General features: G+C 57.8%; 11 protein-coding genes. 10 read left to right on the forward strand and 1 reads right to left on the reverse strand.

All coding sequences use genetic code 11. The features are described from left to right. The first annotated feature begins 88 nt into the window (after positions 1–88). From dnaK to BK659_RS06095, 7 genes are all read left to right on the forward strand, one after another. Positions 89–2,005, forward strand: a complete 1,917-nt coding sequence (gene dnaK, locus BK659_RS06065; protein WP_123424202.1) for a molecular chaperone DnaK — start codon at positions 89–91, stop codon at positions 2,003–2,005. Between the two features lie 297 nt (positions 2,006–2,302). Beyond that, complete coding sequence (gene dnaJ, locus BK659_RS06070; protein WP_123424203.1) at positions 2,303–3,427, forward strand: molecular chaperone DnaJ; 1,125 nt, start codon at positions 2,303–2,305, stop codon at positions 3,425–3,427. Positions 3,428–3,437: 10 nt separating this feature from the next. After that, positions 3,438–4,244: a 4-hydroxy-tetrahydrodipicolinate reductase gene (gene dapB, locus BK659_RS06075; RefSeq protein WP_123424204.1), complete on the forward strand. Its 807-nt coding sequence runs from the start codon at positions 3,438–3,440 to the stop codon at positions 4,242–4,244. Positions 4,245–4,502: 258 nt separating this feature from the next. Beyond that, the gene (gene carA, locus BK659_RS06080) at positions 4,503–5,639 is read left to right on the forward strand and encodes a glutamine-hydrolyzing carbamoyl-phosphate synthase small subunit (protein WP_123424205.1); all 1,137 of its coding nucleotides are present in this window, start codon (positions 4,503–4,505) and stop codon (positions 5,637–5,639) included. Between the two features lie 139 nt (positions 5,640–5,778). Next, positions 5,779–9,000, forward strand: a complete 3,222-nt coding sequence (gene carB / locus BK659_RS06085) for a carbamoyl-phosphate synthase large subunit (RefSeq protein ID WP_123424206.1) — start codon at positions 5,779–5,781, stop codon at positions 8,998–9,000. A 2-nt stretch (positions 9,001–9,002) separates the two neighbouring features. After that, positions 9,003–9,479: a transcription elongation factor GreA gene (greA, locus tag BK659_RS06090; RefSeq protein ID WP_071555727.1), complete on the forward strand. Its 477-nt coding sequence runs from the start codon at positions 9,003–9,005 to the stop codon at positions 9,477–9,479. A 28-nt stretch (positions 9,480–9,507) separates the two neighbouring features. Continuing rightward, complete coding sequence (locus BK659_RS06095) at positions 9,508–9,912, forward strand: MFS transporter (protein WP_123424207.1); 405 nt, start codon at positions 9,508–9,510, stop codon at positions 9,910–9,912. Between the two features lie 9 nt (positions 9,913–9,921). Here BK659_RS06095 and BK659_RS06100 read toward each other — a convergent pair whose 3' ends face one another. Next, positions 9,922–10,230 carry a YhbY family RNA-binding protein gene (locus BK659_RS06100; RefSeq protein WP_019691785.1) on the reverse strand — a complete coding sequence of 103 codons (309 nt, stop codon included), beginning with the start codon at positions 10,228–10,230 and terminating at the stop codon, positions 9,922–9,924. Positions 10,231–10,336: 106 nt separating this feature from the next. On the opposite strand from BK659_RS06100, the gene rlmE reads away from it, so the two are divergent. The 3 genes from rlmE to folP all read left to right on the forward strand — a co-directional run bounded on the left by rlmE (position 10,337) and on the right by folP (position 13,939). Continuing rightward, on the forward strand, positions 10,337–10,987 hold the full coding sequence (gene rlmE, locus BK659_RS06105; RefSeq protein WP_123424208.1) for a 23S rRNA (uridine(2552)-2'-O)-methyltransferase RlmE: 651 nt from the start codon (positions 10,337–10,339) through the stop codon (positions 10,985–10,987). Between the two features lie 190 nt (positions 10,988–11,177). Next, positions 11,178–13,079, forward strand: coding sequence for an ATP-dependent zinc metalloprotease FtsH (gene ftsH / locus BK659_RS06110; protein WP_123424209.1), 1,902 nt, complete (start codon positions 11,178–11,180; stop codon positions 13,077–13,079). Between the two features lie 8 nt (positions 13,080–13,087). Further along, positions 13,088–13,939, forward strand: coding sequence for a dihydropteroate synthase (gene folP / locus BK659_RS06115; RefSeq protein ID WP_123424210.1), 852 nt, complete (start codon positions 13,088–13,090; stop codon positions 13,937–13,939). Positions 13,940–13,955: the final 16 nt, after the last annotated feature.

The raw sequence follows: 13,955 nt of genomic DNA on the forward strand, positions 1-13,955 counted from the left end.
CCCCCATTTAGATGTCAAGCGTTTAAGTGCTACCGCAGTCAGCCACCACTACTGCGGCAACCAAATCCAAAGTTTCGGGAGAGTTAACATGGGTAAAATTATCGGTATCGACCTGGGGACTACCAACTCCTGCGTCTCTATTCTTGAAAACGGCAACGTAAAAGTTATCGAAAACGCTGAAGGCGCGCGCACCACGCCGTCGATCATCGCGTACGCCAACGATGGCGAAATTCTGGTTGGCCAGTCGGCCAAGCGTCAGGCAGTGACCAATCCGCACAACACCCTGTACGCGGTAAAGCGTTTGATCGGTCGTCGCTTCGATGAAGAAGTTGTGCAGAAAGACATCCAGATGGTCCCTTACAAGATCGTCAAGGCTGACAACAATGACGCCTGGGTTGAAGTGAACGGCCAGAAAATGTCGCCGCCACAGATCTCGGCTGAAATCCTGAAGAAAATGAAGAAAACCGCCGAAGACTACCTCGGCGAGACCGTGACTGAAGCGGTCATCACCGTTCCGGCCTACTTCAACGACAGCCAGCGTCAGGCGACCAAAGACGCCGGCCGTATTGCTGGCCTGGACGTAAAACGCATCATCAACGAACCAACCGCAGCTGCTCTGGCTTACGGTATGGACAAGGCCAAGGGCGATCACACCGTGATCGTTTACGACCTGGGTGGCGGTACTTTCGACGTCTCCGTAATCGAAATCGCCGAAGTCGATGGCGAGCACCAGTTCGAAGTGTTGGCCACCAACGGCGACACCTTCCTCGGCGGTGAAGACTTCGACATTCGTCTGATCGACTACCTCGTTGACGAATTCAAGAAAGAAAGCGGCATGAACCTCAAAGGTGACCCGCTGGCCATGCAGCGCCTGAAAGAAGCCGCTGAGAAAGCCAAGATCGAGTTGTCTTCGAGCCTGCAGACCGACGTTAACCTGCCGTACATCACTGCAGACGCGACCGGTCCCAAGCACTTGAACGTGAAAATCTCCCGCGCCAAGCTGGAAGCGCTGGTTGAAGACCTGGTTCAACGCACCATCGAGCCTTGCCGCATTGCATTGAAAGACTCGGGTATCGAAGTTGGCGCGATCAACGACGTGATCCTGGTCGGCGGTCAGACCCGTATGCCACTGGTTCAGAAGCTGGTGACCGAGTTCTTCGGTAAAGAAGCACGTAAAGACGTTAACCCGGACGAAGCGGTTGCCATGGGCGCTGCTATCCAGGGCGCAGTATTGGCCGGTGACGTGAAAGACGTTCTGCTACTCGACGTCAGCCCGCTGACGCTGGGTATCGAAACCATGGGCGGCGTGATGACCGCGCTGATCGAGAAAAACACCACGATTCCTACCAAGAAATCGCAAGTGTTCTCGACTGCTGATGACAACCAGGGCGCTGTGACCATTCACGTGCTGCAAGGCGAGCGTAAGCAAGCTGCCCAGAACAAGTCCCTGGGCAAGTTTGATCTGGCCGAGATTCCGCCAGCACCACGTGGCGTGCCACAAATTGAAGTGACCTTCGACATCGACGCCAACGGCATTCTGCACGTAGGCGCCAAAGACAAGGCTACCGGCAAGACTCAGTCGATCGTGATCAAGGCCAACTCCGGTCTGTCCGAGGAAGAAATTCAGCAGATGATTCGCGATGCTGAAACCAACGCCGACGAAGATCGCAAGTTCGAAGAGCTGGCGACTGCCCGCAACCAGGGCGACGCGCTGGTTCACTCGACGCGCAAAATGGTCGCTGACGCTGGCGATAAAGTGACTGCTGAAGAGAAGACTGCAATCGAAGCGGCTGTGGTTGCTCTGGAAGCCGCCGTTAAAGGCGACGACAAGGCTGCCATCGAAGCCAAGGTTGAAGAGCTGTCGAAAGTCTCCGCTCCAGTGGCGCAGAAGATGTACGCCGAGCAAGCCCAGCCAGCTGAAGGTGCGGCACCGCACGCTGAGAAGGCTGAAAAGGCTGACGACGTTGTCGACGCTGAGTTCGAAGAAGTTAAAGACCACAAGTAAGTTGTTGGTCGGCCGGTTGACTGCCTTTGTGCGGTGACTGGTAGGATGTCGCCGCGCGGGAGCTTGCTCCCGCGTTGGCGTGTCTGGAGTAGACGAATTTTTACAGCATGCGACAGCGTTCGTGTGCTGGCGGTGCGGACGGGGATGCTCCTGCTTTCCGATCCACAGGTACCGCATCGAATCAAAGACCAGGATCGTTGAATTGACGTGAGTTGGGTCCGGGCCTGTATTGGGGCTCAACGAGTTTGGCGAAGCTCAGGAGGGGTTTGCCGAACGTCCTTAAGAGTGCAAAGACTTATGGCAAAGCGTGACTATTACGAAGTGTTGGGTGTTGAGCGTGGCACGAGCGAAGCGGACCTGAAAAAGGCTTACCGTCGCTTGGCGATGAAGCACCACCCGGACCGTAATCCTGACGACAAAGCGTCGGAAGAAAAATTCAAAGAGGCCAACGAGGCCTACGAAGTGCTGTCCGATTCCAGCAAGCGCGCGGCGTACGACCAATACGGTCATGCCGGTGTCGACCCAAGCATGGGCGGCGGCGGTGCCGGTTTTGGTGGTCAGAACTTCTCCGATATTTTCGGTGATGTGTTCAGTGATTTCTTCGGTGGTGGTCGCGGCGGTTCCCGTGGCGGCGCTCAGCGCGGCAGCGACCTGCGTTACACCCTGGAGTTGAACCTGGAAGAAGCGGTGCGCGGTACGACCGTGAATATCCGTGTTCCGACACTGGTCAACTGCAAGCCATGCGACGGTTCGGGTGCCAAGAAAGGTTCTTCGCCGGTCACGTGCCCGACCTGCGGCGGTATCGGCCAGGTGCGCATGCAGCAAGGCTTCTTCTCGGTGCAGCAAACCTGCCCGCGGTGCCATGGCCAGGGCAAGATCATTTCCGACCCGTGCAACTCCTGCAACGGCGAAGGCCGTGTCGAAGAGTACAAGACCCTCTCGGTGAAAGTGCCGGCTGGCGTTGATACCGGCGACCGCATTCGTCTGTCGGGCGAGGGCGAGGCGGGTACTCAAGGTGGGCCGACTGGCGACCTGTACGTGGTGATCAACGTGCGCGAACACGCGATCTTCCAGCGTGACGGTAAGCATTTGTTCTGCGAAGTGCCAATCAGCTTTGTCGATGCGGCGCTGGGTGGCGAGCTGGAGATTCCGACCCTTGATGGTCGGGTCAGGCTGAAGATTCCTGAAGGCACGCAGACCGGCAAGCAATTCCGGGTGCGTGGCAAGGGCGTGGCACCGGTTCGTGGCGGTGGTGCGGGCGACCTGATGTGCAGTGTGGTGGTCGAGACTCCGGTCAATCTGGGGCGTCGTCAGCGCGAATTGCTGGAAGAGTTCCGCAGCTCCTTGGCGGACGACAACAGCCATTCACCGAAAACCACTGGTTGGTTCGAAGGCGTGAAGCGCTTCTTCGGCGATCTCTAAGGAGTCAGGCATGCGACGTATAGCTGTGATGGGCGCTGCCGGGCGCATGGGCAAGATCCTGGTCGAAGCGGTGCAGCAGCGCGCGCCACTCACTGGTCTGACGGCGGCAATCGTGCGCCCCGGCAGTACGCTGATTGGCGTGGATGCCGGTGAGCTGGCATCGCTGGGGCGTATCGGGGTGCCATTGTCCGGTAACCTGGACGCGGTGGCTGATGAGTTCGATGTGTTGATCGACTTCACGCTCCCGGAGGTCATGCTGAAAAACCTGGCGTTCTGCCGCAAGGCGGGCAAGGCTATGGTGATCGGCACCACGGGATTAGGCGCCACGGAAAAACAGCTGCTGGTTGACGCGAGCAAGGACATTCCGATCGTATTCGCGGCCAATTTCAGTGTTGGCGTGAACCTGTCGCTGAAACTGCTTGATATGGCGGCTCGGGTGCTCGGCGATGATGCGGATATCGAAATCATCGAAGCCCATCATCGACACAAGATCGATGCGCCTTCAGGTACGGCTTTGCGTATGGGGGAGGTGATCGCCAACGCACTGGATCGTGATCTGCAGAAGGTAGCGGTCTATGGGCGCGAAGGTCACACCGGTGTACGCGAGCGCGAAACCATCGGCTTCGCCACCGTTCGTGGTGGTGATGTGGTCGGTGATCATACGGTGCTGTTCGCCTGTGAGGGCGAGCGACTGGAGATCACTCATAAGGCGTCCAGTCGCATGACCTTCGCCAAGGGCGCGGTGCGTGCAGCGTTGTGGCTGGATAGTCGTGAGCCGGGTCTTTACGACATGCAAGACGTACTCGACCTGCGTTAAGATGCACCTGAAATCGGGTTCAAACGCAGCGTTTGAACCCGATTTACCCCGCCAAGCGACGTCCTGTCGCATTCCCCGGCCTTTAAGGCTCATTGGCGGTAGACCAAAAATGCCTTTTTCTGTAAGCTACAGCTTTAGTGTGTCCACTAAAAGCGCGCAGAATAATTCAGTGAAGAAGCGGGGTGACGTGTCCATACGTCACTCCGCTTTTTTACAACCTGCGATCGCCCTTTCAGGCTTTATTTACGGGAGGTCTTCTTGACTAAGCCAGCCATACTCGCCCTTGCTGATGGCAGCATTTTTCGCGGCGAAGCCATTGGAGCCGACGGTCAAACCGTTGGTGAGGTGGTGTTTAACACCGCCATGACCGGCTATCAGGAAATCCTTACCGATCCTTCCTACGCCCAACAGATCGTTACTCTGACTTACCCGCACATCGGCAACACCGGCACCACGCCGCAAGATGCCGAGTCCGACCGCGTCTGGTCTGCAGGTCTGGTCATTCGTGACCTGCCACTGGTTGCGAGCAACTGGCGTAACACGATGTCCCTGTCCGACTACCTGAAAGCCAACAACGTTGTGGCAATCGCCGGTATCGACACCCGCCGCCTGACACGCATCCTGCGTGAAAAAGGCGCGCAGAACGGCTGCATCATGGCTGGCGACAACATCTCCGACGAAGCTGCAATTGCAGCGGCGCGCGGCTTCCCGGGCCTGAAAGGCATGGATCTGGCGAAAGTCGTCAGCACCAAAGAGCAGTACGAATGGCGCTCGACGGTCTGGGATCTGAAAACCGACAGCCATGCGACCCTCGAAGCTTCCGAGCTGCCGCATCACGTGGTGGCTTACGATTACGGCGTCAAGCTGAACATCCTGCGCATGCTGGTCGAGCGCGGCTGCCGCGTGACCGTGGTGCCGGCGCAAACTCCGGCCAGCGAAGTCCTGGCACTCAAGCCGGACGGTGTGTTCCTGTCCAACGGCCCTGGTGACCCGGAGCCTTGCGACTACGCGATCCAGGCGATCAAGGACATCCTTGAAACCGAGATCCCGGTGTTCGGCATCTGCCTCGGTCACCAACTGCTGGCCCTGGCCTCTGGCGCCAAGACCCTGAAAATGGGTCACGGTCACCACGGTGCCAACCACCCGGTTCAGGATCTGGATTCCGGTGTCGTCATGATCACCAGCCAGAACCACGGTTTTGCGGTAGACGAAGCGACCCTGCCAGGCAACGTTCGCGCGATCCACAAATCGCTGTTCGACGGCACCCTGCAAGGCATCGAGCGTACCGACAAGAGCGCGTTCAGCTTCCAGGGTCACCCTGAAGCCAGCCCTGGTCCGAACGATGTGGCGCCGCTGTTCGATCGCTTCATCAATGATATGGCCAAGCGACGTTAATCGCTGACCTTGAGCATGTAGCGAGAAGTTCCTGAGGGTGGCCCCGGTCACCCGGCGGCCCCTGAAGGACTTCAGAGATTGATCAAGACGGCTTCTCCTCGGAGATTGTCGTCGGACCTGCGGATTTGAGTGACTACCCATGCCAAAACGTACAGACATTAAAAGCATCCTGATTCTCGGCGCTGGCCCGATCGTGATCGGCCAGGCTTGCGAATTCGACTACTCCGGCGCCCAGGCCTGCAAAGCCCTGCGCGAAGAGGGTTACCGCGTCATCCTGGTGAACTCCAACCCGGCCACCATCATGACCGACCCGGACATGGCCGACGCGACCTACATCGAGCCGATCAAGTGGCAGACCGTTGCCAAGATCATCGAAAAAGAGCGCCCGGACGCGCTGCTGCCGACCATGGGTGGCCAGACCGCTCTGAACTGCGCCCTGGATCTGGAGCGCGAAGGCGTTCTGGAGAAGTTCGGTGTAGAGATGATCGGTGCCAACGCTGACACCATCGACAAGGCTGAAGACCGTTCGCGTTTCGACAAGGCGATGAAATCCATCGGCCTGGCTTGCCCGCGTTCCGGCATCGCCCACAGCATGGAAGAGGCCAACGCGGTCCTCGAGAAGCTCGGCTTCCCGTGCATCATCCGTCCGTCGTTCACTATGGGCGGCACCGGTGGCGGTATCGCTTACAACCGTGAAGAGTTCGAAGAAATCTGCGCCCGCGGTCTGGACCTGTCGCCAACCAAAGAGCTGTTGATCGACGAATCGCTGATCGGCTGGAAAGAGTACGAAATGGAGGTTGTCCGCGATAAGAAGGACAACTGCATCATCGTCTGCTCGATCGAAAACTTCGACCCGATGGGCGTGCACACCGGTGACTCGATCACCGTTGCTCCGGCACAAACCCTGACGGACAAGGAATACCAGATCATGCGTAACGCCTCGTTGGCGGTACTGCGTGAGATCGGCGTTGAAACTGGCGGCTCCAACGTTCAGTTTGGCATTTGCCCGGACACTGGCCGTATGGTCGTGATCGAGATGAATCCGCGTGTATCCCGCTCTTCGGCACTGGCCTCGAAAGCCACTGGTTTCCCGATTGCGCGTATCGCTGCCAAGCTGGCGATCGGCTACACCCTGGACGAGTTGCAGAACGAAATCACCGGCGGCGCTACTCCTGCGTCTTTCGAGCCGTCCATCGACTACGTCGTGACCAAGCTGCCACGCTTCGCTTTCGAAAAATTCCCGAACGCCGATGCCCGCCTGACCACTCAAATGAAGTCGGTCGGTGAAGTCATGGCCATTGGCCGGACCTTCCAGGAGTCCTTGCAGAAAGCCCTGCGCGGTCTGGAAGTAGGTGTTTGTGGTCTGGACGAGAAGCTCGACCTGAGCAATCCGGAAAGCCTGAGCGTGCTCAAGCGCGAGCTGACCGTGCCGGGAGCCGAGCGTATCTGGTACGTGGCTGACGCCTTCCGTGCCGGCATGAGCGTCGAAGACATCTTCGGCATGAACATGATCGACCCATGGTTCCTGGTGCAGATCGAAGATCTGATCAAGGACGAAGAGAAGGTCAAGACCCTGGGTCTGACCAGCATCGACCGCGACATGATGTTCCGCCTCAAGCGCAAGGGCTTCTCCGATCAGCGTCTGGCCAAGCTGCTGGGTGTGACCGAGAAGAGCCTGCGTCGTCATCGCCACAAGCTCGAAGTGTTCCCGGTCTACAAGCGCGTTGACACCTGCGCGGCCGAGTTCGCCACCGACACTGCCTACCTCTACTCGACTTACGAGGAAGAGTGCGAAGCCGCGCCGTCGGGCCGCGACAAGATCATGATCCTGGGCGGCGGTCCTAACCGTATCGGCCAAGGCATCGAGTTCGACTACTGCTGTGTACACGCGGCACTGGCGCTGCGCGAAGACGGGTACGAGACCATCATGGTCAACTGCAACCCGGAAACCGTTTCCACCGACTACGACACCTCCGATCGTCTGTACTTCGAACCAGTAACCCTGGAAGACGTACTGGAAATCGTCCGCGTCGAGAAGCCAAAAGGCGTGATTGTCCAGTACGGCGGCCAGACCCCGCTGAAACTGGCGCGTGCGCTGGAAGAGGCCGGTGTGCCGATCATCGGCACCAGTCCGGATGCCATCGACCGCGCTGAAGACCGTGAGCGCTTCCAGCAAATGGTTGAGCGTTTGAACCTGCGTCAGCCGCCAAACGCCACCGTGCGCAGCGAAGACGAAGCGATTCGCGCAGCGAGCAAGATCGGTTACCCGCTGGTGGTTCGTCCGTCCTATGTACTGGGTGGTCGGGCGATGGAAATCGTCTACGAAGAAGAAGAGCTCAAGCGCTATCTGCGTGATGCCGTCAAAGTGTCCAACGACAGCCCGGTGCTGCTGGACCACTTCCTCAACTGCGCCATCGAAATGGACGTGGATGCGGTTTGCGACGGCACCGACGTCGTCATCGGCGCGATCATGCAGCACATCGAACAGGCAGGCGTTCACTCCGGTGACTCCGCGTGCTCGCTGCCGCCGTACTCGCTGCCTGCGCATATCCAGGACGAGATGCGTGAGCAGGTCAAGAAAATGGCCCTGGAGCTGGGCGTGGTCGGCCTGATGAACGTTCAGTTGGCGCTGCAAGGCGAAGACATCTACGTCATCGAAGTCAACCCGCGTGCTTCGCGTACCGTACCGTTCGTGTCCAAGTGCATCGGTGTTTCCCTGGCAATGATCGCGGCTCGCGTCATGGCCGGTAAAACCCTGAAGGAAATCGGCTTCACCAAAGAAATCATTCCTAACTTCTACAGCGTGAAAGAGGCGGTGTTCCCATTCGCCAAATTCCCTGGCGTTGACCCGATCCTCGGCCCGGAGATGAAGTCCACCGGTGAAGTGATGGGTGTGGGCGACACCTTCGGCGAAGCCTTTGCCAAGGCCCAGATGGGCGCCAGCGAAGTGCTGCCGACCGGCGGTACCGCGTTCATCAGCGTACGTGACGATGACAAGCCACTGGTTGCAGGCGTAGCCCGTGATCTGATCAACTTGGGCTTCGAAGTGGTCGCCACTGCCGGTACTGCCAAGATGATCGAAGCCGCAGGCCTGAAAGTGCGTCGTGTGAACAAGGTGACCGAAGGTCGTCCGCACGTGGTCGACATGATCAAGAATGACGAAGTCACGCTGATCATCAACACCACCGAAGGTCGTCAGTCGATCGCTGATTCGTACTCCATTCGTCGTAATGCCTTGCAGCACAAGATCTATTGCACCACCACCATTGCTGCTGGCGAAGCTATCTGCGAAGCGCTCAAGTTCGGTCCGGAAAAGACCGTGCGCCGCTTGCAGGATCTACACGCAGGATTGAAGGCATGAGCATAACCAAGTACCCAATGACCGTTCAGGGCGCGAAAGCCCTGGAAGAAGAACACGCTCACCTGACCAAGGTCGTCCGTCCGAAGCTCAGCCAGGACATCGGTACGGCCCGCGAGTTGGGTGACTTGAAGGAAAACGCCGAATACCACGCTGCTCGCGAGCAGCAGGGTATGGTCGAGGCGCGGATCCGCGACATCGAAGGCCGCATGCAGAATGCGGTGATCATCGATGTCACGAGCATTCCTCACACCGGCAAAGTGATTTTCGGCACTACAGTCGAGATCGCCAACGTCGAAACGGATGAAAGCGTCACTTACCACATCGTGGGTGAGGATGAGGCTGACTTCAAACTCGGCAAGATCTCCGTCAGTTCGCCACTTGCTCGCGCCTTGATTGCCAAGGAAGAGGGTGATGTGGTGGCGGTCAAAACGCCTAGCGGCGTTATCGAGTACGAGATTGTCGAAGTCCGCCATATCTGAAGGCAGGCGCTTGCTTCGTGCGGGCGCCATGCTTTGGCAGCTGACTCAGATGTTATGGGTTGGCGGCCTGTGGTTGTTGCACATCGGTTTGCTGCCGGTGCTGGGCCGTATTGGCCTGGCGCCGCTGCTGATCGACGAAATTTCAGGCATGCTGAGTGCGCTGCTGGTCGGGTTTTCAGCGGCGTGCGTGGTTTTTCAGGTTTTGGTGCTGGTTCAGGCCAAGGGCCTTGTCAGTCTATGGCGCGATATTCGCGGGCAACTGCTGTTGATGGCGCTGTACGCGAGTGCGATGTACTTCGTCGTGCGAATCGACTGGCCGCAGGCACAGCAATGGTTGTTGTTCAGCTATCTTGTTCTGGGCTTTTCCGGGTTGCTGCTGGTTTTGCAGCCGGTGCCGGGATGGGGTGGCAGGGTGCGCGAAGCACACCCTTGACCCGTTTCATTACTTGAAGCGATGGACGTTCGACAGCTGCTTGTTTACGCTGAAGTTCTTCCGGTAAATCAGTGCCATCTTGCCGATGACTTGTACCAGATCCGCTTTGCCGGCCTTGCACAGTTCTGCAATGGCTGCCAGGCGCGATTCACGATCGAGGATGCTGAGCTTGATCTTGATCAGCTCGTGATCGCCCAATGCGCGTTCCAGTTCAGCTAAGACACCTTCAGTCAAACCGTTGTCAGCCACAGTCAAAACTGGTTTCAGATGGTGGCCAATGGATTTGTACTGTTTCTTCTGCTCTTGAGTGAGCGGCATAATCTGACCCCTGCGTCTGATCTTGTAAAAAGCGGCGGCCAGTTTACCCGAGCGAGTCCGGGACCGCCCAGTTAATCGCGACTCGTTTATTTTTTTGAGGTGGCCCGTGGCCCGTTCCAAGACTAGCCTTAACTGGCTGAAAGAACATTTCAACGACCCTTACGTCAAAATGGCGCAAAAAGACGGGTATCGTTCCCGTGCCAGCTACAAATTGCTGGAGATCCAGGAAAAGGATCGCCTGATCCGTCCAGGCATGACTGTCATCGACCTCGGCGCAGCGCCAGGTGGTTGGTCGCAAGTGACCAGTCGTCTGATTGGTGGTCAGGGTCGTTTGATCGCATCCGACATCCTGGAAATGGACAGCATCCCGGATGTGACCTTCATTCAGGGCGACTTTACCGAGGATGCCGTGCTGGCACAGATCCTCGAGGCGGTCGGAAATACGCAGGTAGACCTTGTGATTTCCGATATGGCCCCCAATATGAGTGGATTGGCGGCAGTAGATATGCCACGGGCGATGTTCCTCTGCGAGTTGGCACTGGATCTCGCCGGTCGGGTTTTGCGGCCCGGTGGTGATTTTTTGATCAAGGTCTTCCAGGGTGAAGGCTTCGACGAATACCACAAGGACATCCGCAAGCTGTTTGACAAGGTACAGATGCGCAAGCCTTTGTCTTCGCGTGACAGGTCCCGCGAGCAGTACTTGCTGGGGCGTGGTTTCCGTGGAGTCGACGGTTCCGAGAGTGTCGAGCGTTTCTAAGAGGGCGATAGGTTTTTTTGTATCGCTTTACAGATCCTGCGTAACGAATATTGTGTAGTTAGTGTTTCACAAAGGGTTACAGACGGCGCCTGCCAGAGCCGTAGGTAATGTAGTAAGTTAGGCCGGTGAATATCATGCGAAGCGCGCGCCAGTAGCGGAGCTTGCTTCAGAGGGTAGTTAATTGAACGATATGGCAAAGAATCTGATCCTGTGGTTGATCATCGCGGCTGTCCTCGTGACGGTGATGAACAACTTCTCCAGCCCTAACGAGCCGCAGACCCTCAACTATTCCGACTTCATCCAGCAGGTCAAGGATGGCAAGGTCGAGCGCGTAGCCGTGGACGGCTATGTCATTACTGGCAAGCGCAATGATGGCGACAGCTTCAAGACCATTCGTCCGGCCATTCAGGATAACGGTCTGATCGGCGACCTGGTGGATAACCACGTAGTCGTTGAAGGCAAGCAGCCTGAACAGCAAAGCATCTGGACTCAGCTCCTGGTCGCAAGCTTCCCTATCCTGGTGATCATCGCCGTCTTCATGTTCTTCATGCGGCAGATGCAGGGCGGTGCCGGAGGCAAGGGCGGGCCGATGAGTTTCGGCAAGAGCAAGGCGCGCCTGCTCTCCGAAGATCAGGTGAAAACCACCCTGGCTGACGTTGCCGGTTGCGACGAAGCCAAGGAAGAAGTGGGCGAACTGGTCGAGTTCCTGCGTGATCCGGGCAAGTTCCAGCGCCTGGGTGGCCGCATTCCTCGCGGTGTGCTGATGGTGGGTCCACCGGGTACCGGTAAAACCCTGCTGGCCAAAGCCATTGCGGGCGAAGCCAAAGTACCGTTTTTCACCATCTCCGGTTCCGACTTCGTCGAAATGTTCGTCGGTGTGGGTGCCAGCCGTGTTCGCGACATGTTCGAACAGGCGAAAAAACACGCTCCGTGCATCATCTTCATCGATGAAATTGACGCTGTCGGTCGTCATCGTGGTGCTGGCATGGGCGGTGGTCACGACGAACGTGAACAGACTCTCAACCAGTTGCTGGTAGAGATGGATGGTTTCGAAATGAATGACGGCATCATCGTCATCGCCGCGACCAACCGTCCAGACGTGCTTGACCCGGCGCTGCTGCGTCCGGGCCGGTTCGACCGTCAGGTTGTCGTAGGCCTGCCGGATATTCGTGGCCGTGAGCAAATTCTGAAAGTCCACATGCGCAAGGTGCCAATGGGTGACGACGTCGCTCCAGCGGTTATCGCGCGTGGTACGCCAGGTTTCTCTGGTGCCGATCTGGCCAACCTGGTGAACGAAGCTTCGCTGTTCGCTGCTCGTACCGGCAAGCGTGTTGTCGAGATGAAAGAGTTTGAGCTGGCCAAAGACAAAATCATGATGGGCGCCGAGCGCAAATCGATGGTCATGTCCGAGAAAGAGAAGCAGAACACCGCTTATCATGAAGCCGGTCACGCTATCGTTGGTCGCGTCGTGCCTGAGCATGACCCGGTCTACAAGGTCTCGATCATTCCGCGCGGTCGTGCACTGGGTGTGACCATGTTCCTGCCGGAAGAAGATCGCTACAGCCTGTCCAAGCGTGCGCTGATCAGCCAGATCTGCTCGCTGTATGGCGGTCGTATTGCTGAAGAGATGACCCTGGGCTTCGATGGTGTCACCACTGGCGCCTCCAACGACATCATGCGTGCCAGCCAGATTGCACGGAACATGGTCACCAAGTGGGGACTGTCTGAAAAACTCGGTCCTTTGATGTATGCCGAAGAAGAAGGTGAAGTGTTCCTCGGTCGTGGTGGCGGTGGTCAACACGCCAGCTTCTCGGGCGAGACCGCCAAGCTGATCGATTCTGAAGTTCGCAGCATCATTGATCAGTGCTACGGCACGGCCAAGCAGATCCTGACGGACAACCGCGACAAGCTCGATGCCATGGCCGATGCGCTGATGAAGTACGAAACCATTGATGCTGAACAGATCGATGACATCATGGCCGGTCGCACACCACGTGAGCCTCGTGACTGGTCGGGTGGCACTGGTACTCCTCCTGTCGTACAGGAAGAGCGTCCGCAAACCCCTATCGGTGGTCCGGCCGCCGACGTCTAAGGTTTGAAATGACTCTTGCACAGTCCTCAACCCGGTTGCCTTGCGGCAACCGGGTTCTTGATTTGGCCCATGCGCATGTCATGGGCATTCTCAATGTCACTCCTGATTCTTTCTCCGATGGTGGTCGCTTCAGCCAGCTTGATGCTGCTCTGCGACACGCTGAGGCGATGGTGGCTGCCGGTGCGACCCTCATTGATGTAGGTGGAGAATCGACCCGGCCTGGCGCACGAGCAGTCTCGCCGCTTGAGGAGCTCGAGCGCGTGGCGCCGATCGTCGAGCGGATTCATCGCGAACTTGATGTGATTATCTCGGTCGATACCTCGACACCTGCGGTCATGCGTGAAACCGCGCGTCTGGGGGCGGGTCTGATCAACGATGTGCGTTCACTGCGTCGAGACGGTGCGCTGGATGCAGCGGCAGCCACCGGATTGCCGGTGTGTCTGATGCATATGCTCGGTGAGCCGGGAGATATGCAGGACAATCCGCATTATGATGACGTGACGAGCGAAGTCGGTGAGTTTCTTGCCGGGCGTATGGCGTCATGTGCTGCGGTCGGTATTCCGGCCGAGCGGATTATTCTTGATCCGGGTTTCGGGTTTGCGAAAAATCTGCAGCACAATTTGAGTCTGTTCAAGCATATGGAGGCCCTGCATGCCTTGGGGCGGCCCCTGTTGGTCGGGGTTTCGCGAAAGAGCATGATCGGGCAGGCATTGAATCGCCCGGTGGGAGAGCGGCTGCATGGCGGTCTGGCTCTCGCGGCGTTGGCTGTCGTCAAGGGCGCGCGCATCTTGCGTGTGCATGACGTGGCCGAAACAGTAGATGTGGTACGGATGATCACAGCGGTTGAATCCGCCGAATAAGAATGCTGGAGCACTT

It is taken from the genome of Pseudomonas brassicacearum, assembly GCF_003732225.1.
Lineage (GTDB): Bacteria > Pseudomonadota > Gammaproteobacteria > Pseudomonadales > Pseudomonadaceae > Aquipseudomonas > Aquipseudomonas brassicacearum_E.

Bases quoted from the DNA above. Each gene is read 5' to 3' on its own strand.
- carB (WP_123424206.1), top strand. From the start codon at position 5,779: ATGCCAAAACGTACAGACATTAAAAGCATCCTGATTCTCGGCGCTGGC.
- ftsH (WP_123424209.1), top strand. From the start codon at position 11,178: ATGGCAAAGAATCTGATCCTGTGGTTGATCATCGCGGCTGTCCTCGTG.
- folP (WP_123424210.1), top strand. From the start codon at position 13,088: ATGACTCTTGCACAGTCCTCAACCCGGTTGCCTTGCGGCAACCGGGTT.
- dnaK (WP_123424202.1), top strand. From the start codon at position 89: ATGGGTAAAATTATCGGTATCGACCTGGGGACTACCAACTCCTGCGTC.
- dnaJ (WP_123424203.1), top strand. From the start codon at position 2,303: ATGGCAAAGCGTGACTATTACGAAGTGTTGGGTGTTGAGCGTGGCACG.
- BK659_RS06100 (WP_019691785.1), bottom strand. From the start codon at position 10,230: ATGCCGCTCACTCAAGAGCAGAAGAAACAGTACAAATCCATTGGCCAC.
- dapB (WP_123424204.1), top strand. From the start codon at position 3,438: ATGCGACGTATAGCTGTGATGGGCGCTGCCGGGCGCATGGGCAAGATC.
- BK659_RS06095 (WP_123424207.1), top strand. From the start codon at position 9,508: ATGCTTTGGCAGCTGACTCAGATGTTATGGGTTGGCGGCCTGTGGTTG.